The 18,492-nt window shown below is 75.7% G+C and carries 15 protein-coding genes; 2 read left to right on the forward strand and 13 right to left on the reverse strand.

Going from position 1 to position 18,492, the window contains the following annotated elements:
* Nucleotides 1-106: 106 nt before the first annotated feature.
* The 10 genes from murD to dinB all read right to left on the reverse strand — a co-directional run bounded on the left by murD (nucleotide 107) and on the right by dinB (nucleotide 11,801).
* Nucleotides 107-1,594: a UDP-N-acetylmuramoyl-L-alanine--D-glutamate ligase gene (gene murD, locus GD880_RS00005; RefSeq protein WP_152229599.1), complete on the reverse strand. Its 1,488-nt coding sequence runs from the start codon at nucleotides 1,592-1,594 to the stop codon at nucleotides 107-109.
* Nucleotides 1,591-2,679, reverse strand: coding sequence for a phospho-N-acetylmuramoyl-pentapeptide-transferase (gene mraY, locus GD880_RS00010; protein ID WP_152229600.1), 1,089 nt, complete (start codon nucleotides 2,677-2,679; stop codon nucleotides 1,591-1,593). The genes murD and mraY overlap by 4 nt, the downstream gene beginning before the upstream one ends.
* Nucleotides 2,676-4,127, reverse strand: a complete 1,452-nt coding sequence (locus GD880_RS00015) for a UDP-N-acetylmuramoyl-tripeptide--D-alanyl-D-alanine ligase (RefSeq protein ID WP_152229601.1) — start codon at nucleotides 4,125-4,127, stop codon at nucleotides 2,676-2,678. Before GD880_RS00015 ends, mraY begins: the two co-directional genes overlap by 4 nt.
* On the reverse strand, nucleotides 4,124-5,701 hold the full coding sequence (locus GD880_RS00020) for a UDP-N-acetylmuramoyl-L-alanyl-D-glutamate--2,6-diaminopimelate ligase (protein WP_152229602.1): 1,578 nt from the start codon (nucleotides 5,699-5,701) through the stop codon (nucleotides 4,124-4,126). The genes GD880_RS00015 and GD880_RS00020 overlap by 4 nt, the downstream gene beginning before the upstream one ends.
* A gap of 56 nt (nucleotides 5,702-5,757) precedes the next feature.
* Entirely contained in the window at nucleotides 5,758-7,542 is a 1,785-nt protein-coding gene (locus GD880_RS00025) for a peptidoglycan D,D-transpeptidase FtsI family protein (protein ID WP_152229603.1), read from the reverse strand.
* Entirely contained in the window at nucleotides 7,539-7,940 is a 402-nt protein-coding gene (locus tag GD880_RS00030; protein WP_152229604.1) for a hypothetical protein, read from the reverse strand. The genes GD880_RS00025 and GD880_RS00030 overlap by 4 nt, the downstream gene beginning before the upstream one ends.
* On the reverse strand, nucleotides 7,937-8,962 hold the full coding sequence (gene rsmH / locus GD880_RS00035) for a 16S rRNA (cytosine(1402)-N(4))-methyltransferase RsmH (protein ID WP_152229605.1): 1,026 nt from the start codon (nucleotides 8,960-8,962) through the stop codon (nucleotides 7,937-7,939). Before rsmH ends, GD880_RS00030 begins: the two co-directional genes overlap by 4 nt.
* 204 nt (nucleotides 8,963-9,166) lie before the next feature.
* Nucleotides 9,167-9,598 carry a division/cell wall cluster transcriptional repressor MraZ gene (mraZ, locus tag GD880_RS00040; protein WP_152229606.1) on the reverse strand — a complete coding sequence of 144 codons (432 nt, stop codon included), beginning with the start codon at nucleotides 9,596-9,598 and terminating at the stop codon, nucleotides 9,167-9,169.
* A 516-nt stretch (nucleotides 9,599-10,114) separates the two neighbouring features.
* Nucleotides 10,115-10,498 carry a DUF3040 domain-containing protein gene (locus GD880_RS00045; RefSeq protein WP_152229607.1) on the reverse strand — a complete coding sequence of 128 codons (384 nt, stop codon included), beginning with the start codon at nucleotides 10,496-10,498 and terminating at the stop codon, nucleotides 10,115-10,117.
* Nucleotides 10,499-10,550: 52 nt separating this feature from the next.
* Entirely contained in the window at nucleotides 10,551-11,801 is a 1,251-nt protein-coding gene (gene dinB, locus GD880_RS00050) for a DNA polymerase IV (protein WP_152229608.1), read from the reverse strand.
* Nucleotides 11,802-11,846: 45 nt separating this feature from the next.
* Here dinB and GD880_RS00055 point away from each other — a divergent pair, with 45 nt between their 5' ends.
* Nucleotides 11,847-12,755, forward strand: coding sequence for a spermidine synthase (locus tag GD880_RS00055; RefSeq protein WP_193314294.1), 909 nt, complete (start codon nucleotides 11,847-11,849; stop codon nucleotides 12,753-12,755).
* Between the two features lie 114 nt (nucleotides 12,756-12,869).
* Here the strand turns inward: GD880_RS00055 and GD880_RS00060 are convergent, their stop codons facing one another.
* From GD880_RS00060 to GD880_RS00070, 3 genes are all read right to left on the reverse strand, one after another.
* On the reverse strand, nucleotides 12,870-13,076 hold the full coding sequence (locus GD880_RS00060) for a cold-shock protein (protein WP_152203804.1): 207 nt from the start codon (nucleotides 13,074-13,076) through the stop codon (nucleotides 12,870-12,872).
* 249 nt (nucleotides 13,077-13,325) lie between these two features.
* Nucleotides 13,326-14,702, reverse strand: a complete 1,377-nt coding sequence (locus GD880_RS00065) for an MFS transporter (RefSeq protein WP_226909257.1) — start codon at nucleotides 14,700-14,702, stop codon at nucleotides 13,326-13,328.
* A gap of 174 nt (nucleotides 14,703-14,876) precedes the next feature.
* Nucleotides 14,877-15,884 carry a proteasome assembly chaperone family protein gene (locus GD880_RS00070; protein WP_152229609.1) on the reverse strand — a complete coding sequence of 336 codons (1,008 nt, stop codon included), beginning with the start codon at nucleotides 15,882-15,884 and terminating at the stop codon, nucleotides 14,877-14,879.
* 303 nt (nucleotides 15,885-16,187) lie between these two features.
* On the opposite strand from GD880_RS00070, the gene GD880_RS00075 reads away from it, so the two are divergent.
* Nucleotides 16,188-18,476, forward strand: a complete 2,289-nt coding sequence (locus tag GD880_RS00075) for a HelD family protein (protein ID WP_152229610.1) — start codon at nucleotides 16,188-16,190, stop codon at nucleotides 18,474-18,476.
* Nucleotides 18,477-18,492 lie beyond the last annotated feature (16 nt).

An 18,492-nucleotide genomic window follows, 5' to 3' on the forward strand; every position in this document is an offset into this window, starting at 1 on the left:
GCGCCGGCGGTGTCGCGCGCGGCGCGGGCCGCGGTCCGGGCCGCGCGGGCGGCCGGGCGGGCCAGGCCCCGGGCCGGCGCGGGGCGCCGGCTGCCCTCCAGCGTGGTCATTCCCGGCTCCTCAGCTCTCGTGCCGCGCGGGCGAACGCCTCGCCCCGCTCGGCGTAGCTGCGGAACTGGTCCATCGACGCGCACGCCGGGGCCAGCAGCACGGTGTCGCCGGGCTGGGCGAGCCGGGCCGCCTCGGCGACGGCCGTCGGCATCACCCGATCATCGTCGGCGTCTACCTCGATCACGGGGACGTCGGCCGCGTGTCGCGCCAGCGCCGAGCGCAGCGGCTCGCGGTCCGTCCCGATCAGGACGACGGCGCGCAGGTGCTCGCGCTGCTCGGCCACGAGGTCGTCGAAGCGGGCGCCCTTGGCCAGCCCGCCGGCGATCCACACGCACGTCCCCGGCGTCACCGCGCGCAGCGACGCGGCGGCAGCGTGGGCGTTGGTGGCCTTGGAGTCGTCGACGTAGGCCACGCCGTCGACGGTGGCCACGCGCTCGATGCGATGCGCCCCGGCCGGGAAGTCGCGCAGCCCCTGGCGCACGTGCGCCGGGGCCACCCCGTGCGCGCGGGCCAGCGCCGCGGCGGCCAGCGCGTTGGCGACGACGTGGCGGGGCACTCCCGCCCCGGCGGGGGCGAGGTGGGCGAGGTCGTCGAGGGTGGCCAGCTCGGCGGCGCCGCCGCGGTGGCGCTCGGGCGCGAAGGCGCGGTCGACCAGCAGGTCCTCGACCACCCCGACCTGGCCCACCGCCGGCGTGCCCAGGGTGAAGCCGACGGCGCGGGCCCCCTCGACGACGTCGGCCTCCTCGACCATGTGCCGGGTCTGCGGGTCGGCCTCGTTGTACACGCACGCCACCCGGGTGCGCTCGTACACGCGGGCCTTCGCCGCCCGGTAGGCCTCGTAGGAGCCGTGCCAGTCCAGGTGGTCGGGGGCGATGTTGAGGCAGGCGCTGGCCTCGGGCGAGACCGTGTGGGTGGAGTGCAGCTGGAAGCTCGACAGCTCCACGGCGAGCACGTCCGGGGCGTCGGCGCCGGGGCGGGTGGCCACCCGCACGATGGGCGTGCCGACGTTGCCGACCTCGGCGGCCCGCTCGCCGGCCGCGGTGAGGATCGAGGCGAGCATGCCCACCGTGGTGGTCTTGCCGTTGGTGCCGGTGAGGGTCAGCCAGGGCGCGCGGGTGCCGTCCGGGCGGGCGGCCTGCAGCCGCCACGCGAGCTCGACCTCGCTCCACGTGGGCACCCCGGCCGCCGCCGCGCGGGTGAGCAGCGGGGAGACGGCGGGGATGCCGGGCGAGACGACGACGACGTCGGGGCGGGCGGCCAGCACGGCGTCGGCGAGCTCGGCGGGGTCGGGGGCGGCGCGCAGCGCGGCACGGTCGGGCACCTCGCCGCTGTCGCGGGCGGCGTCCAGCGCCGCCGGGGCCGCGTCGTAGCCGGCCAGCCGGGCGCCGGTGGCGCCGAGGGCCTCCAGGGCCGCGCGCCCGGAGGTGCCCAGGCCGACGACGGCGACCCGGGCGCCGTCGAGATCCGTGCGGTGCTCGCTCATGCCGCCGATGCCACCCACTCCGCGTAGAACAGGCCCACGCCCGCCATGACGAACAGGGCCGCGATGATCCAGAACCGCACGACGATCGTCACCTCGCCCCAGCCCTTGAGCTCGAAGTGGTGGTGCAGGGGGGCCATGCGGAACACCCGCTTGCCGGTCGCCTTGAAGAAGCCGATCTGGATGACGTCGCTCATGACGATGATGACGAACAGCCCGCCGATGATCGCGGCGAGGACCTCGGTGCGGGTGAGGATCGACAGGCCGGCCAGCGCCCCGCCCAGGGCGAGGGAGCCGGTGTCGCCCATGAAGATCTGCGCCGGGGAGGTGTTCCACCACAGGAAGCCGAAGCACGCCCCGACGATGGCGGCGGTGACGATGGCCAGGTCGCGCGGGTCGCGCACCTCGTAGCACTCCGGCCCCGGGGCGGCGAGGAACTGGCAGGACTGGTTGGCCTGCCAGATCGTGATCGCCGTGTAGGCGCCGAAGACGAGCATCGAGGTGCCGGTGGCCAGCCCGTCCAGGCCGTCGGTGAGGTTGACGGCGTTGGACCAGGCGGTGATGAGGAAGTTGGCCCACAGCACGAACAGCACCAGGCCCAGCCCCATGCCGGCCCAGGCCAGGTCGATGCCGGTGTCGCGGATGAAGGACACGTGCGTCGAGGCCGGGGTGCGGTTGTTCTCGTTGGGGAACTGCAGGGCCAGCACCGCCCAGGAGATGCCGATGAGGGCCTGGCCGATGATCTTGCCCTTGGGGTTGAGCCCGAGGGAACGTTCCTTGGAGATCTTGATGTAGTCGTCCAGGAACCCGATGACCCCCAGCCCCACCATGAGGTAGAGCAGCAGCAGCCCGGAGGCGTTGGGCAGCCGGCCGGTGACGAGGTTGGCGATGACGTAGCCCAGCACGGTGGCGGAGATGATCACGACCCCGCCCATGGTGGGCGTGCCGCGCTTGGTGAAGTGCGCCGTCGGGCCGTCCTCGCGGATGAACTGCCCGTAGTTCTTCTTCACGAGCAGCCGGATGAACAGCGGGGTGCCCAGCAGCGAGAGCACGAGCGCGACGGCGCCCGCGATGAGGACGGTCATCATGCCGGCATCACCCCGTCGGCCGGCGCGGCCTCCGTCAGGAGGGCGTCGGCCAGGCGCCAGATGCCCGAGCCGTTGGAGCCCTTGAGCAGCACGGTGTCCCCCGGTCGCAGCACGCCCGCGAGCCGCTCGCGGGCGGCGTCGACGTCGGGGACCTCGAGGACCTCGGTCCGCGCCTCGGCGGCGCGGGCGCCGTCGGCCAGCGGGGCCGTGCCGGCGCCGACGGCGAGGAGCACGTCCACGCCCAGGCGCGCGGCGTCGGCGCCCAGGGCGGCGTGCTCGGCGGCGGCGTCCTGGCCCAGCTCGAGCATCTCGCCGAGCACGGCCACCCGGCGGGCGGCCCCGTCGGGTGGTCCGGCGAGGGCGACGAGGGCGCGCAGGCCGGCGCGCATGGAGTCGGGGTTGGCGTTGTAGGAGTCGTCGATGATGCGCACCCCGTCGGGGCGGGTGCGCACGTCCATCCGGTGCGGGCTGGCCGCGCCGGCGCCGGCCAGGGCGGCGGCGACGTCGGGCAGGGCGAGGCCGAGCTCGAGCGCGACCGCGGCGGCGGCCAGGGCGTTGGTCACGTGGTGCTCCCCGACCAGCGCCAGGCGCACCGCCGCCCGCTCGCCGCGGGCGGCGAGGGTGAAGGCGGCGCGGCCGGCGTCGTCGAGGGTGACGTCCTCGGCGCGCACGTCCCCGGCGGCGCGGCCGAAGGTGACCACGCGGCCCGGCGCGAGCGGGGCCATCGCGGCCACCCGGGGGTCGTCGGCGTTGAGCACGGCGGTGCCGGTGGGCACCAGGCCGGTGACCAGCTCGGACTTGGCGCGGGCGACGTTGTCGATGCCGCCGAACTCCCCCAGGTGCGCGCGGCCGACGACGAGGACGACGGCGACGTCGGGCGGCGCGACGGAGGTCAGGTAGGCGATGTTGCCGACGTGGTCGGCGCCCATCTCCAGGACGAGGGTGCGGGTGGTCCGCGTCGCGCGCAGGACGGTCAGCGGCAGCCCGATCTCGTTGTTGAACGACCCGGGCGGGGCGATGCGCTCGCCCAGCGGCTGCAGGAGGCGGGCGAGCAGGTCCTTGGTGGTGGTCTTGCCCACCGACCCGGTCACCGCGACCACCCGCAGCGGGTCGTCGGCGCCGCGGCCCGCGCGCAGGACCGCGAGGACGTGCCGGGCGAGGGCGCCGAGGGCGGCGGCGACGTCGTCGACGACGACGAGCCGGGCGGGGTCGACGCCGGCGAGCGCGCCGGTGTCGCACACGAGCGCCCCGGCCGCGCCCGCGGCCAGCGCCGCGGCGACGTAGTCGTGCCCGTCGACGTGCTCGCCGGCGAAGGCGGCGAAGAGCGTGCCGGGCCCGGCGGCGCGGGAGTCGGTGACGACGTCGCCGGTGATGACGACGTCGGTGGCCTCGGCAGCGAGGTGGCCGCCGGTGACGGCGGCCACCTCGGCGAGGGTCATGGTGATCATGCGGTGGGTCCTCCGGTGCGCGAGGCCAGCGCGGCGCGCACCTCGTCGCGGTCGTCCAGGTGGTGGGGGGTGCCGGCGATCTCCTGGACCGTCTCGTGGCCGCGACCGGCCACGAGGACCGTGTCGTCCTCGCCTGCCCCCAGCACTACCGTACGGATCGCCTCGGCCCGAGAGGGAATCTCGTCCACGGTGGCCCCGCTCACAGCCCGCGCGCCGACGAGCACCTCGGCGCGGATCTGGGCGGGCGGCTCGTCGTGCGGGTCGTCGTCGGTGACGACGACGACGTCCGCGGCCTCGGCGGCCACCCGACCCATGTCCGGGCGCTTGGAGCGGTCCCGCTCCCCCGCCGCGCCGAAGAGCACGACGAGGCGGCCGGCGGTGGTCGGCCGCAGCGCGGCGAGGGCCTGGGCCAGCGCGTCGGTGTTGTGCGCGAAGTCGACGATCACCCGGGGGCGCTCGCTCAGCTGCTCCATCCGGCCGGGCACCACCGGGCTGAGCCCGCCGGCGGCGTCGAGCGCGGCCTGCAGGGCGGCGACGTCCACGCCGCTCTCGAGCACCATGGCGGCGGCCAGCGCGGCGTTGGCGAGGTTGAACCCGCCGGGCAGGGCGGTGGCGGTGCGCAGGGCGCGCCCGTCGCGGTGGGTCAGGGTGAAGGCGGTGCCGGTGGCGTCGGCGCGCACGTCGCCGACGCGCCAGTCGGCCGGGACCTCCGGCGGCGCGGCGACGGCCAGCGCGACCGCGGCGGCGCCCTCGGCCCGGGCCTGCTCCACCAGCCGGCGGCCCCAGACGTCGTCGACGAGGATCACCCCGCGGCGGGAGCGCCGCGGGGTGAACAGGGAGGCCTTGGCCTGGAAGTACGCCTCCAGGGTGCCGTGGAAGTCGAGGTGGTCCTGGGTGAGGTTGGTGAAGCCGGCGACGTCGTAGACCAACGGGTCGACGCGGCCCAGGGCCAGGGCGTGGGAGGAGACCTCCATCACCAGGTCGTCGGCGCCGGCCTCGACCATCGCCGCGAGCAGGGCCTGCAGCTCGTCGGGCTGGGGCGTGGTCAGGGTCGCGGGCACCGCGCGGCCGGCCACCCGGACCTCGACGGTGCCGACGAGGCCGGTGGTGCGGCCCAGGGCGCGCAGGGCGTGGTCCACCATGAACGCCACCGTGGTCTTGCCGTTGGTGCCGGTGACGGCGAAGGTGCCCAGCGCGCGGCCGGGCTCGCCGTAGAGGGTGGCGGCGAGGCGGCCGAGGACGGCCGGGACGTCGGGGGTCACGAGCACGGGCACGCCGAGGCCCGCGGCGAGCAGGTCCGCGCCGGCGGGGTCGGTGAGGACGGCGGCGGCGCCGGCGGCGACCGCGGCGGGCGCGAAGCGGGCGCCGTGCACGTGCGCACCGCCGATCGCGGCGAACAGCTCGCCGCCGCGCACCCGGCGGTTGTCGGCCACCACGCCGCGGACCTCGGCCGCGCCCCAGCCGTCGGCGGTGGCCGGGGCGGGGGCGAGGTCGAGGGCCGCGGCGAGGTCGCCGAGGCGCTGCGGGGAGGAGGCGGCAGGGCGCAGGAGGGCGTTGTCGGGGAGTGCTGTCACCGCTCCATTGTTGCCGCCCGCGACGCCCCGGCCATCCGACGTGGCGCTGCTCACCCCTACCCGGCCTCGCGCGGGAGGTCGGGCGCGGGCGTCGTCGAGGGCGGCACGCCCATCTGGCGCAGGCCGAAGCCCATGACGTCGCGGAAGACCGGGGCGGCGGTGACGCCGCCGTAGGACATCCCCGGCGGCTTGTAGATGACGACGCCGACGGCGAGCTTGGGGTCCTCGGCCGGGGCCAGGCCGACGTAGGAGCCCAGCCGGGAGCTCAGGCCCCCCTTGCCGTCGGCGATCTGGGCCGTTCCGGTCTTGGCCGCCACGCGGTAGCCCTCGACCCGGCCCAGGACGCCGGTGCCGCCGTCGGCGGTGACGCTCTCCATCATGGCGATGACCTTGTCCGCCGTCGCCTCGCTGACCACGCGGGTGCCCTCGCCGACCTTGGTGGGGGCGAACACGCCGTCGCCGTCGGCCAGGCCATCGACGATGTGCGGGTCCATCCGCACCCCGCCGTTGCCGAGGGTGGCGACCATCGAGGTGTTCTGCAGCAGGCTCACGCTCATGCCCTGGCCGAACATCGTGGTGTAACGGGTGCGGGAGTCCCAGCTGTCCGGCGGGCGCAGCTGGCCGGGGGTCTCGCCGGGCAGCTCGATGCCGGTGCGCTGGCCGAAGCCGAACCCGCGCAGGTACCCGTAGCGCACCTCGTCGGCGATCTTGTCGCCGATCTGCACGGTGCCGGTGTTGGAGGAGGCGGCCAGGACCCCGGTGGTGGTCAGCCGCGCGGTGGCGTGGTTGTCGTTGTCGGTGAAGGTCTGCCCGTTGGGCATGGTGAGCCGGTCCGGCACCGTGAAGGGGGTGCCGGTGTCCACCACGCCCTCCTCGAGCGCGGCGGCGAAGGTGGGCAGCTTGCCGGTCGAGCCGGGCTCGTAGGGCGCCGAGACGGCGCGCGAGCCCCGGTCGGCCGCGTCCCACTTCTGGTAGTTGTTCGGGTCGACGGTGCCGGAGTCGGCGATGGCGAGCACCCGCCCGGTGCCCACCTCCTCGACGACGACGGCGCCCCACTGGGCGCCCCACTTCGCCACGGCCTCGTCGATCTTCTGCTGGGCGAGGAACTGCAGGTCCCGGTCGATGCTCGTGCGCACGGTGTGGCCGGCGACGGCGGGGACCTCCTCGCGCTGGCCGGTGGGGATGACCTGGCCGGTGGCGCCGATCTCCACCGTGAGCTTGCCGTCGGTGCCGGTCAGCGCCTCGTTGAAGCTCTGCTCGAGCCCGGCGAGGCCGTGCCCCTCGCGCCCGACGTAGCCGATGAGGTTCCCCGCCGTGGCGCCGTTGGGGTAGATGCGCGCGGTGGTCTCCTCGGGCTCGATGCCGGGCACGCGAAGGGCGTCGATGGCCCGCCACTGCTCCGGGGTCAGGCCCTTGGCGAGGTAGACGAAGGTGGAGTCGCCCACGAGCTGGGCGCCCAGCTCGGCCTTGTCCCGCCCGAGCAGCGGCGCGAGCACCTCGGCCGCCGCGGCGGCGCCGGCGCCGAGCACCTCGCCGGTGTCGGGGTCCTTGCGCTCGTAGTTGCGCACCAGACGCTGGTTGACGCCCACGTTGAAGCGCTCGACGGAGGAGGCGAGCACCTCCCCGTCGCTGTCGAGGATGTCGCCGCGGGGCGCGCGGATGAGGGAGGTGCGGGTCCGGTCGGCCTTGGCCTGCTCGGCCAGGTCCGGGCCCTGCACGGCCTGGACGTACACGAGCCGCCCGCCGAAGACCATCATGACGGTGAGCAGCAGGGTCAGGGCCGCCTGCCGGCGCATCCGGCGGTTGCCGACGGTGGCAGGCGGGGTGCTCCGCCGGCTCACCCCGCCTCCCCGCCTCCGAGCAGCGCGCCGTCGGCGAGGCGGATGAAGCGCAGGTGCTCGGCGGGCACCATCCCGAGCTCGGTGGCCCGGCGCTGCAGGGTGGCCGGGGAGCCGGTCTCCTCCACCTGAGCGCGCAGGGACGCCTCCGCCTCGTCGAGCTTCGTCAGGGCCACCTGCTGGTCGTGGATCTCGTACGCGGTGGCCGCCATGTGGGTGTTGAGCAGCAGCGCCGCGAGCAGCGACGCGGTGAGGATGGCGGTGCACAGCAGCAGGTAGGGCACGAGGGAGCGGGCCGGTCGCGGGCTGGCGACGACGGCGAGGCGGGGGCGCCACGCCGGCGCCGGGCGCGGCGCCGACGCGGTGGTGGTTCTCGGGGCGCGGGCGGGCGCGGCGCTCATGCGGTGCTCCTTCGGCGGGTGGGCCGGTCGGTCGGGCGGGTCAGCAGGTGCTCGGGGGTCGGGCGGAGGCGTTCGGCGGCGCGCAGCCGGACGGACTTGGCGCGCGGGTTGCGCGCCTGCTCCGCGGCGTCGGCCTCCTCCGCCCCGCGGGTGAGCAGGCGCAGGTAGGGCTTGTGCGTCTCGGGCTCGACCGGCAGGTCCGGCGGCGCCGACGACGTCGCCCCGCGGGCGAGCACGGCCTTGACGGCGCGGTCCTCGAGGGAGTGGTAGGACTCGACGACGATCCGCCCGCCCACCGCCAGGGCCTCGACCGCCCGGGGCATCGCCCGCTCGAGCACCTCGAGCTCGCCGTTGACGGCGATGCGCAGCGCCTGGAACGTGCGCTTGGCCGGGTTACCCCCGGTGCGGCGGGCGGCGGCGGGGATGTTCTCGCGGACGATGTCGACCAGCTCGCCGGTGCGGGTCAGCGGCGCCGTGGCCCGGCGGCGCACGATGGCGGCGGCGATCCGGCCGGCGAACTTCTCCTCGCCGTAGACCTTGAGGATCCGGCGCAGCTCGGCCTCGCTGGCCTCGGCGAGCAGCTGGGCCGCCGAGACGCCGGCGCTCTGGTCCATCCGCATGTCCAGCGGGGCGTCGTGGGCGTAGGCGAAGCCGCGCTGGGTCTCGTCGAGCTGGAGCGAGGAGACGCCGAGGTCCATGAGGACGCCCTGCACCAGGCCCGCGTCGTCGCCGTGCTCGGCGGCGACGTCGTCGATGTGGTCGTAGGTGGTGTGCACGGCGGTGAACCGGTCGGCGAAGGGCGCCAGCCGGGCGGAGGCGAGCGCGATGGCCTGGGGGTCACGGTCGATGCCGACGACGTGGAGGGCGGGGAAGCGCCGCAGCGCGGCCTCGGTGTGACCACCCATCCCGAGGGTGGCGTCCACGAGCACGGCTCCGGGCGTCTGGAGGGCGGGGGCGAGGAGCTCGAGGCAGCGCTCGGCGAGCACGGGCACGTGCAGCGAAGCCGCATCTGCCTGGCTCATGGGGTCTTCTCTCCTGGTCCGCGGGGGGCGATGGACGGGGCGGGCCGACCGCCGCCCGGCCAGGACTCCCTCCGCCTGCTCTGGCGCCGGGGAAGTGCGTCAGAGTCGCGGTGAGAGACCTCGTCGTGCGGGGGTCGGGTGGTGCTGGGGTGGTCGGTGGTAGTCCGGGGGGTGGGCGGGAGGGTGCCGGAGGACGGGAGCGGGTCAGAAGAGGCCGGGGACCACCTCCTCGGCGGTCTCGGCGAAGGCCTCCTCCTGCTCGGCCAGGTAGGTCTGCCAGGCGATCGCGTCCCAGATCTCGATGCGCGCCCCGGCGCCGATGACGGCGAGGTCGCGGTCGAGGCCGGCGTACTGGCGCAGGTTGGTGGGGATGGTGATGCGCCCCTGCTTGTCCGGCACCTCGTCGCTGGCGCCGGAGAGGAAGACGCGCAGGTAGTCCCGGGCCTGCTTGCTGGTGACGGGCGCCTGGCGCAGACGGTCGTGCATGTTCTCGAACTCGGCGACCGGGAAGGCGTACAGGCAGCGCTCCTGGCCGCGGGTGAGGACGATGCCGGGGGCGAGCTGCTCGCGGAACTTCGCGGGGAGGATGAGGCGCCCCTTGTCGTCAAGACGTGGCTCATACGTCCCCAGGAACACACTGGCACCTCCTCCCTCGGGCCAAAAACGGTTCCCCCCCCGTGCGCCCCACATTACTCCACTTCCCTCCCCCAGCAATGCGAAATGAGGCGCGCTTCTTCGCGCGAACCCGGTATATCCGCAGGTCCGCGCCGCTGGGGCGGGGTGGAGGGCGGTGGCACGGGTACGCCCGGCGGGCGCTGCCATAGGCATCGGCCACGGTCCGTCGGGGGGATCACGACGTCCTTTCCCGCGTATTTCCGCGGTTGTGGAGCGCGACGGTCCGCGAGGCGCGGGCTCGCCTGCGCGGGCGTGGAGCGAAGTGGAGGGGGGCGGGTCGCCGCGTCTTGCGGGCGGGGAGGAACGTGGAGGGGCGCGGCCGACACGCCGACACCGCGCGTGGAGCACGGTGGAGGGGCCGACCCACCGCCGCCGGCTTCGGGGCCGGCGGCGGGGGCGGGACAAGCGACAGCCCACGGCACGGGCCGTGGGCTGCGGGTGATCAGGCTGCGCGCACCGCTCGGGCGCGCGCGCAGGCTAGCGGCCGCGCTCCTCGTTGCGCCGGTCCCAGCGGTCCTCCTGGCGCTGCATGAAGCCGCCGGAGGAGGAGCTGGACGTCGCCGGCCCACCGGTGCGCTTGCCGCGGCCACGCGCCTTCGCCGTGCCGCGCGGGCCGCCGATGGCGAGCATCACGCCCGCGAGCATCGCCAGGAACCCGAGCACGCCGAGCCAGACGTAACCGGTGGCCACGCCGCCGACCAGTCCGCCGAGACCGAGCAGGAAGAGCAGCACCCCCAGGCTCAGCCGCCGGACGTCGGGCCGCGGCTTGTCGGCCAGGGTGTTGGCGAGCCGCGGGTCGTCAGAACGCAGCTGCTGCTCCATCTGCTGGAGCATGCGCTGCTCGTACTCCGAGAGAGGCATCGGACCTCCTGTCATCCCGCCAACCCGTCGCCGATGAGGTGACGCTTCGACATCAGGATAGGTCCCGGGAGGCGCCCGGGAAAGCCGAACCCCGTGTGGTGTCGATCAAGGACGCGGGTCGCAGCACCGCAGATCCGAAGCGGGCCCGGACCCCGTCCATGGCCCGCTCGGCCCGTGCCCGGTGGGGGTCCTCGTCGAGGGTCGCCTGCACCCCGGCGCCGGCGCTGAGGAGCCGCTCGGCCCGCACCCCGAGGAGGCGCACGCCGTCGGCGGCGATGGTCACGCCGGCGAGGAGCTCGCGCGCGGCCGTCACGATGTCGTGGGCCAGGTCCGTCGGCGCGGGCAGCGTCCGCGACCGCGTCAGCGTGGTGAAGTCGGCCATGCGGACCTTGATGGACACGGTGGCGGTAAGCATGCCGTCGGCCCGCAGCCGGGCGCCGCACTGGTGCGCCTGGTCGAGCAGGACCCGCTCGAGCACCGACCGGTCGGTGACGTCCTCGGCGAAGGTGGTCTCGGTGCCGACCGACTTCTCCACCCGGCCGGGGGCCACGCGCCGCGGGTCGATGCCCCAGGCCAGCTCGTGCAGCCGCTGCCCGGCGGCCACCCCCAGCATGCGGTGCAGCGCCGGCAGCGGGGTGGCCGCGACGTCGGCGACGGTGTCGAGCCCGTGGCGCTCGAGCACGGCCCGGGTCTTCTCCCCCACCCCCCACAGCGCCCCGACCGGCAGGGAGTGCAGGAACGGCACCGTCGCCTCGACCGGGACGAGCAGCAGGCCGTCCGGCTTGGCGTGCGCGGAGGCGAGCTTGGCCACGTGCTTGGTGCCGGCGACGCCCACCGACGCCGGCACCCCGGTGCGGGCGCGGACCTCGCGGCGGATCCACCGGCCGATGGTCAGCGGGGACCCCATCCGCCGCACCGCCCCGGCGACGTCGAGGAACGCCTCGTCGATGCTGACCTGCTCCATCACCGGCGTCACCTCCGCGAGCACCGCCATGACCTCGCGGGAGACCTCGGCGTACCGGCCGTGCCGGCCGGGCAGGAACACCCCCTGCGGGCACAGCAACCGGGCCCGGCTCACGGGCATCGCCGAGTGCACGCCGAAGGCGCGGGCCTCGTAGCTCGCGGCGCTGACGACGCCGCGGTGCTGCCCGCCGACGATCACCGGCCGGCCGCGCAGCTCGGGACGGTCGAGCAGCTCGACCGAGGCGAAGAAGGCGTCCATGTCGACGTGGAGGATCGTGCAGCCGGTGTCGTCCTCGCCCCAGGACCGGCGCGCAGCCGCGCTGCGCGGGGCTCGGCTCATGTCTCCCTCCCGGTCTCGGCGCCGCTCCCAGGCTAACGTGGCCGGGTGACACCCCGCCGTGGGCGCCCGCCCCGCCGCGGCGCCGCCGTGCTCCCCGCCGAGCCGGTCCCCACCTCCCTCGGCACCGCGAGCCTGCGCCGCGAGCCCGGGGCCCCGCACCAGGTGACGCTCCTGCTCGACGGCACGGAGAGCTCCTTCCTCGACCTCGACGACCCGGCGCACCTCGAGTTCGAGTACATGCAGCAGATGGTCGTCGTCCTCGACGCCGCCCGGCCGGCCGGGCCGGTGCGGGCCCTGCACCTGGGCGCGGCCGGGTGCGCGCTGCCCCGGGCGCTCGAGGCGCGCCGGCCCGGGTCGACCCAGCTCGCCGTCGAGCTCGACGAGGAGCTGGCGCGGCTGGTGCGCGAGTGGTTCGACCTGCCCCGCGCGCCGCGGCTGCGCATCCGCACCGGCGACGCCCGGGCGGTCACGGCCGGTCTGCGGGACGGCGCCTGGGAGGTCGTCGTCCGCGACGTCTTCGCGGCCGGCCTGGTCCCGGCCCACGTGCGCACTCTCGAGGCGGTCCGGCAGGTCCACCGGGTGCTCGCCCCCGGCGGGCTCTACCTCGTCAACCTCACCGACCGCCCGCCGCTGCCGCGGGCGAAGGCGGAGATCGCCGCCGTCCAGGAGGTCTTCGCCGACGTCGCGCTGGTGGCCGACCCGGCGATCCTGCGCGGGCGGCGCTACGGCAACCTCGTGCTGGCGGCCTCCGACGCCCCGCTGCCGGTGGACGCCATCGAGCGGGGGCTGCGTCGCCTGCCGCTGCCCGTGCGGCTCGTGCACGGCGAGGAGCTGACGGCGCTGCGCGGCACCGTGCAGCCAGCGCGGGACGCACCCGCGCCCGCCAGGGCGCCCGCCTCCGAGGCGTCCGCGCCGCCCGAGGCGTCGAGCGCCGACGGCCCTGCGGTGTCGTAGCCTGCGCGTCCGAACCGGCGCCCCGCTGGGGCCCGGCCGCCGCACCGTCACGGGTGTGCCGAGGGCCCGTGCCGCCATGGCACGGGCCCTCCGGCGGCCGGTGGCCGCGCGGGGTCAGATGGCGCGGACGTTCTCCGCCTGGGGGCCCTTGGGGCCCTGGGTGATCTCGAACTCCACGCGCTGGGCGTCCTCGAGGGAGCGGTAACCGTCGGCCTGGATCGCGGAGTAGTGGACGAACACGTCGGGGGCGTTGCCCCCGTCCTGCTCGATGAAGCCGTAGCCCTTCTCAGCGTTGAACCACTTCACGGTTCCCTGTGCCATCTTGCTCTGTCCTTCCGGGACGTGTTGTGGGCCGGCCCCGTGCCGGCCCCCGGTCGCCGCAATGCCGTCCCACTTCCTTGCTCGGAGCCGTCCCGCCACGCGGCGGCCACCTCTCCGGGGCCCGGCACCAGGCCGTTCCCGGGTCGCACGTCAGGGAAACGCAGATGCAACGGGCACAGCATGGCATGAGTCACATGCGCCGATCCAGCATTCGGTACGCGGGTTTGCCTGGCGGACACCGCGGCGCGCTCAGCCCTCGCGGTGGTGGTTGCGCATGCGGGCGATGACCTCACGCACCGGCGGGACGACGACGCCGCCCTCGGCCATCCGCCGCCGGGTGGCGTGCCGGGCGGTGAGGAGGCCGGTGAGCCCGACGATCCACACCACGGCCTGGACGGCGAACGCGGCACGGAAGTCGGCGAGCACGTAGTGCCCGTCGGGGCGGACCAGGTCGAGCACGAAGCCGACGAGATAGATGGAGGCGAGCGAGGCGACGAAGCCGCCGACGTTGACGACGCCGGTGGCGGTGCCCAGGCGGGCCGGCGGGACGAAGGTGCGCGCGAAGTCGAACCCGACGTTGGAGGCCGTGGCCGTGGAGGTGAGGGCGAGCACGAGCACGACGAGCTGCCAGGTCGGCCGGGGCGTCGTCGGCACGAGCACCATGGTCCAGGCGGCGATGGCGAAGGCGGTCGCGCCGAGCACCAGCCAGGAGCGGCGCAGCGGGTGGCGCGCCTGCAGCTCGCCGGCGACCGGCCCCATGACCACGCCCGCGAGCGCACTGACGGTGAGCAGGGCCGCGGCCTCCTGGGCGCTGCGGCCCTGGCCGGCGGTGAGGAACGGCACGCCCCACAGCAGCACGAAGGTGTTGGTGGGGAACAAGGAGACGAAGTGCGTGAAGAACCCCAGCCACGTGCCCGGCTCACCCATCACGGCGCGCAGCGAGGCCTTCTCCCGCCGGGCCGGCACCGCCGCGGGCGGCACCTCGGCGCCGGTCCCGACGGGCTGGACGGCCTCGGGCGCCGGCGTCGGCGCCGCCGGGGCGGGCGGCCGGTCGCGCACGACGATCGCCGCGACGATGCCCATGAAGACACCGAGCGCGGCGAGGGAGACGAAGGCCGGCGTCCAGCCGAAGCGCAGCAGCCCCGCCATGAACGGGACCGCCGAGATGATCTGGCCGGTGGAGCCGATGATGCCGGTCATCTGGGTGAGCACCGGCACGCGCCGGGACGGGAACCAGGCCGGCACGAGCCGCAGCACGGAGACGAAGGCGGTGGCGTCGCCCACGCCCACCAGGACGCGGGCGGCCAGGGCCATGGGCAGGGTGTCGACGACGGCGAGCATGAGCTGGCCGGCGGCGAGCACCATCGCGCCGGCGGCGATGAGCCGGCGGCTGCCGATCCGGTCGAGCAGGAGGCCCACCGGGATCTGCGCGGCGGCGTAGACGGCGAGCTGGACCACGGAGAACAGCGACAGGGTCGCGGCGGAGATCTCGAAGCGGTCGGCGGCCTGCAGGCCGGCCACGCCGAGGGACGTGCGTCCGGTCACGGCGACGACGTAGGCCGCCAGCCCCGCGCCCCACACGGCGAACGCGAGCCGGGGCGGGGCCGGATCGCGGAAGGGGGACACGACTGCAATTGTCGCAGGCGGCCGGGAAATGCCCAGGCGGAAGCGCCGGGGCGCCCCGGTGAGTCTGCTCACCGGGTCCGGCCGCGGCGCGCCCGGACGACGGTCCGGCGCGGCGCGCCCGGGGACGACGATGCCCCCGGGGGGGGGCCCGGGGCATCGTGGTGGATCGGTGAGTCAGGCTCGCGGGCCGGGCTCGCCCTCGCCGGGCCGCCCGTCCGCGTTCCCGCCGTCGCCGTCCGGGCGGTCCTCGCCGCCGTCGCCGTCCTGGTGGCCGGCCGCGCTGTTCTGCTCGGCGAGGAAGGCCTCGAGCTCGGCGGCGATCTGGTCGGCGGTGGGCAGCTCGCGGTCGGCGATGAGCGTCGTGGGGCTGGGCTTGGCGGCCGCCTCCATGTAGGCGTCGTACTGCTGCTCCAGGGCGTGGACGACGGCGCCGACCTCCGGGGAGGTGGACACCTGCGAGTCGATCTGCTGCAACGTCTCCGCCGCGGCCGCCTCGAGCTCGCCCACGGGGAGCGCCAGCCCGGTGTTGCCGGCGATCTGGCGCACCAGCTCGGCCGCGGCCTGCGGGTACTCGGCCTGAGCGAGGTAGTGCGGCACGTTCGCAGAGAAGCCGACCGCGTCGTGGCCGGCGCGGCCCAGGCGCAGCTCGAGCAGGCCGGCGATGTTGCCGGGCACCTGGACGGTGCCCATGATCTGGCGCGGCCGGTCCACCAGCCCGTCGCGGGTGGCGTGGGCCGTCACGGTGACGGGGCGGGTGTGCGGCACAGCCATGGGAATGCCGTGCACGCCGATGGTGCGCTGGACGCCGAGCCGGTCGACGAGGTCGAGGACCGCGTCGGTGAAGGCTTCCCACCGCAGGTCCGGCTCGGGGCCGTGCAGCAGCAGCAGCGGGGTGCCCTCGTCGTCGTGCAGCAGGTCGAGCGCGATGACCGGCTCGTCGTACTCGGTGTAGCGCCAGTCCTCGAAGACCATGGCCGGCCGCCGGGAGCGGTAGTCCACCAGCTCGTCGGGGTCGAAGGTGGCGACGCGTTCGGCGGGCAGGGCGTCGAGCAGGTGGCGGGCGACCAGGGACCCCGCGTGCCCGGCGTCGAGCGAGCCGCGCAACGCGTGCACGAGCACCGGCACCGGAGCGGCGCCGAACGCGCTCTCGCTCACGGTGTAGAGGTCCTGCGGATCGCGCATGGGTGGAACTCCTCTCACGGGACGGTCAACGTATATAGAGCCCAACACCGCCCGTCGGCGCAACATTCCGCGCCGCGGACCTCCGCCTCGGGCGCCACCGGACACGGCCTGCGGGCCCGTCCGGGGCGGGGACCACCGGCCCCGGCGGGCGGCGGCCGGGGCGGGGACCACCGGCCCCGGCGGGCGGCGGCCGGATCCCGGTGCGGAAGGTGCCTGCGCACGGCCGCCCTGTGGCGGATAATGGATGGCCGTGCCGTCGGCACGACCCCCCAGCCGGGGGCTTGAGGACGAGGAGGAGCCCGCGTGCCAGGACCGGCCACCACGCCCGAGGACGGCGCGAGCGTCGCCACCGCGACGCAGGCCGCCGTTGCCGAGGAGCAGGCCTACGTTGACAAGGTCTACGACCGGCTCGACTCACTGCGCGCCGCCTACGGCGCCCGCCTGGCCGAGGTGCGCCTGGAGGGCCCGAGCGGGTCCCCGCAGAACCGCTCCGAGCGGGACGCGTTCGCGGCCCACTACGCCGACACCGTCGCCCGGCTCGACCAGGTGGAGAACCGGCTCGTCTTCGGCCGGCTGGACAGCCGCGGCGAGGAGCCGCGCTACGTCGGCCGCATCGGGCTGTCCGACGCCGAGCACAACCAGCTCCTGGTGGACTGGCGCGCCCCCAGCGCCCAGCCGTTCTACCAGGCCACCGCCGCCCACCCGGGCGACGTCGTGCGCCGTCGCCACCTCATGACCCGGGCCCGCACGGTCGTCGGGGTCGAGGACGAGCTGCTCGACCACGAGCACCTCGACGAGGCCGTCGCCAGCGGCCTGACCGGCGAGGGCGCGCTCTTCGCGGCGATGTCGGCCGCCCGCGAGGGCCGCATGCACGACATCGTGGCCACCATCCAGGCCGAGCAGGACGCGGTCATCCGCTCCGCGCTCGACGGCGTCCTCGTGGTCCAGGGTGGGCCCGGCACCGGCAAGACCGCGGTGGCGCTGCACCGGGCGGCGTACCTGCTCTACGCCCACCGCGAGCGCCTGGAACGCTCCGGGGTGCTGCTCGTGGGCCCCTCCCGGGTGTTCCTGCGCTACATCGAGCAGGTGCTGCCCTCCCTGGGCGAGACCGACGTCGTCGCCACCACGATGGCCGACCTGCTGCCGGGCACGACCGCCACCGTGGAGGACGCCGAGGACGTCGCCGCCGTCAAGGGCCGGGCCGCCATGGCCCAGGTGCTCGCCCGGGCCGTGCGCGGCCTGCAGCGGGTGCCCGAGCGGGCCCAGGAGCTCGACGTCGAGGGCACCACGCTGCACCTGCAGCCCGAGCAGGTCCGGGCCGCGATGGCCAAGGCCCGCCGCAGCGGCCAGCCGCACAACCAGGCCCGCGACACCTTCGTCCTGGCGATGCTCGACCACCTCGTGCGCGAGTACGCCGGGGAGAGGGGCGTCGAGGACGCCGCCGAGCGCGCCTACTTCACCGAGGACGTGCGCACCGCCCGCGACGTGCGGGTGGCGCTGAACCTGTGCTGGATGCCGACGACGCCGCACGGGCTGCTCGAACGGCTCTACGCCCGGCCGGACCTGCTCGCCCGCTACGCCCCGGGCATGTCGGCCGAGGACCGGGCCCTCCTGGGCCGCGCGAAGGGCTCGCCGTGGACGGTGGCCGACATCCCCCTGCTGGACGAGCTGGCCGAGCTGCTCGGCCCGCACGAGCAGGCCCAGGCCCGGCGCGCCGAGGCCGAGGCGAAGATCCAGGCGGCCGAGGAGCTGCGGTTCGCGCAGGAGGCGATCGCCTCCCAGGGCCTGGGCATGGGCATGGTGACCGCCGAGATGCTCGCCGAGCGCTTCGCCGCCACCGGGCCGCGGCTCACCACCGCCGAGCGTGCCGCCGCCGACCGGACGTGGACCTACGGGCACATCGTCGTCGACGAGGCCCAGGAGCTCTCCCCCATGGCGTGGCGGGCGCTGCTGCGCCGCTGTCCCTCGCGGTCGATGACCGTCGTGGGCGACCTCGCCCAGCGCAGCGGGCACCGCCCCGCCGCCTCGTGGGAGCAGGTGCTCGGGCGCGCGGCCGGGGAGCACGTGCGCGAGGCCGTGCTCACCATCAGCTACCGCACCCCCGCCACCGTCATGGACACGGCGACGGCGGTGCTGGCCGCCCAGGGGGCGGCGCCGGCCTACCCGGTGCGCGCCGCCCGCGACCTGCCCGACGCGCAGGCCGTGACCCGGACGGCGGACCTGCGTGCGGCCGTGCTCGCCGTCGTCCGCGCCGAGCTCGAGCGGCTCGACGCCGCCGACGGCGTGGGCGCGGGGCGCGTCGCGGTGCTCACCGGCGCGGCGCGCCGCGGCGAGGTGCGCGCCGCCCTCGCCGGCGACGCGGAGCTGCGCCGCGACCTGGCCCCCGCGGGGGCCGACCCCCTCGACGCGCGGGTCGCCGTCCTCGACACGGTGGAGGCCAAGGGGCTGGAGTTCGACACCGTGGTCCTCGTCGAGCCGGCCGAGGTGCTCGCCGGGGGCCCCGGGGACCTGTACGTGGCGATGACCCGCCCCACCCGCCGGCTGCACGTCGTGCACCGGGACGACCTGCCCGCGGGCTTCCCGACCGCCTGACCACCTGACGGACACG

Origin of the sequence: Georgenia ruanii, assembly GCF_009193175.1 — a bacterium.
Lineage (GTDB): Bacteria > Actinomycetota > Actinomycetes > Actinomycetales > Actinomycetaceae > Georgenia > Georgenia ruanii.

Bases quoted from the DNA above. Each gene is read 5' to 3' on its own strand.
- murD (WP_152229599.1), bottom strand. From the start codon at position 1,594: ATGAGCGAGCACCGCACGGATCTCGACGGCGCCCGGGTCGCCGTCGTC.
- mraY (WP_152229600.1), bottom strand. From the start codon at position 2,679: ATGATGACCGTCCTCATCGCGGGCGCCGTCGCGCTCGTGCTCTCGCTG.
- GD880_RS00015 (WP_152229601.1), bottom strand. From the start codon at position 4,127: ATGATCACCATGACCCTCGCCGAGGTGGCCGCCGTCACCGGCGGCCAC.
- GD880_RS00030 (WP_152229604.1), bottom strand. From the start codon at position 7,940: ATGAGCGCCGCGCCCGCCCGCGCCCCGAGAACCACCACCGCGTCGGCG.
- rsmH (WP_152229605.1), bottom strand. From the start codon at position 8,962: ATGAGCCAGGCAGATGCGGCTTCGCTGCACGTGCCCGTGCTCGCCGAG.
- GD880_RS00045 (WP_152229607.1), bottom strand. From the start codon at position 10,498: ATGCCTCTCTCGGAGTACGAGCAGCGCATGCTCCAGCAGATGGAGCAG.
- dinB (WP_152229608.1), bottom strand. From the start codon at position 11,801: ATGAGCCGAGCCCCGCGCAGCGCGGCTGCGCGCCGGTCCTGGGGCGAG.
- GD880_RS00060 (WP_152203804.1), bottom strand. From the start codon at position 13,076: ATGGCACAGGGAACCGTGAAGTGGTTCAACGCTGAGAAGGGCTACGGC.
- GD880_RS00070 (WP_152229609.1), bottom strand. From the start codon at position 15,884: ATGCGCGATCCGCAGGACCTCTACACCGTGAGCGAGAGCGCGTTCGGC.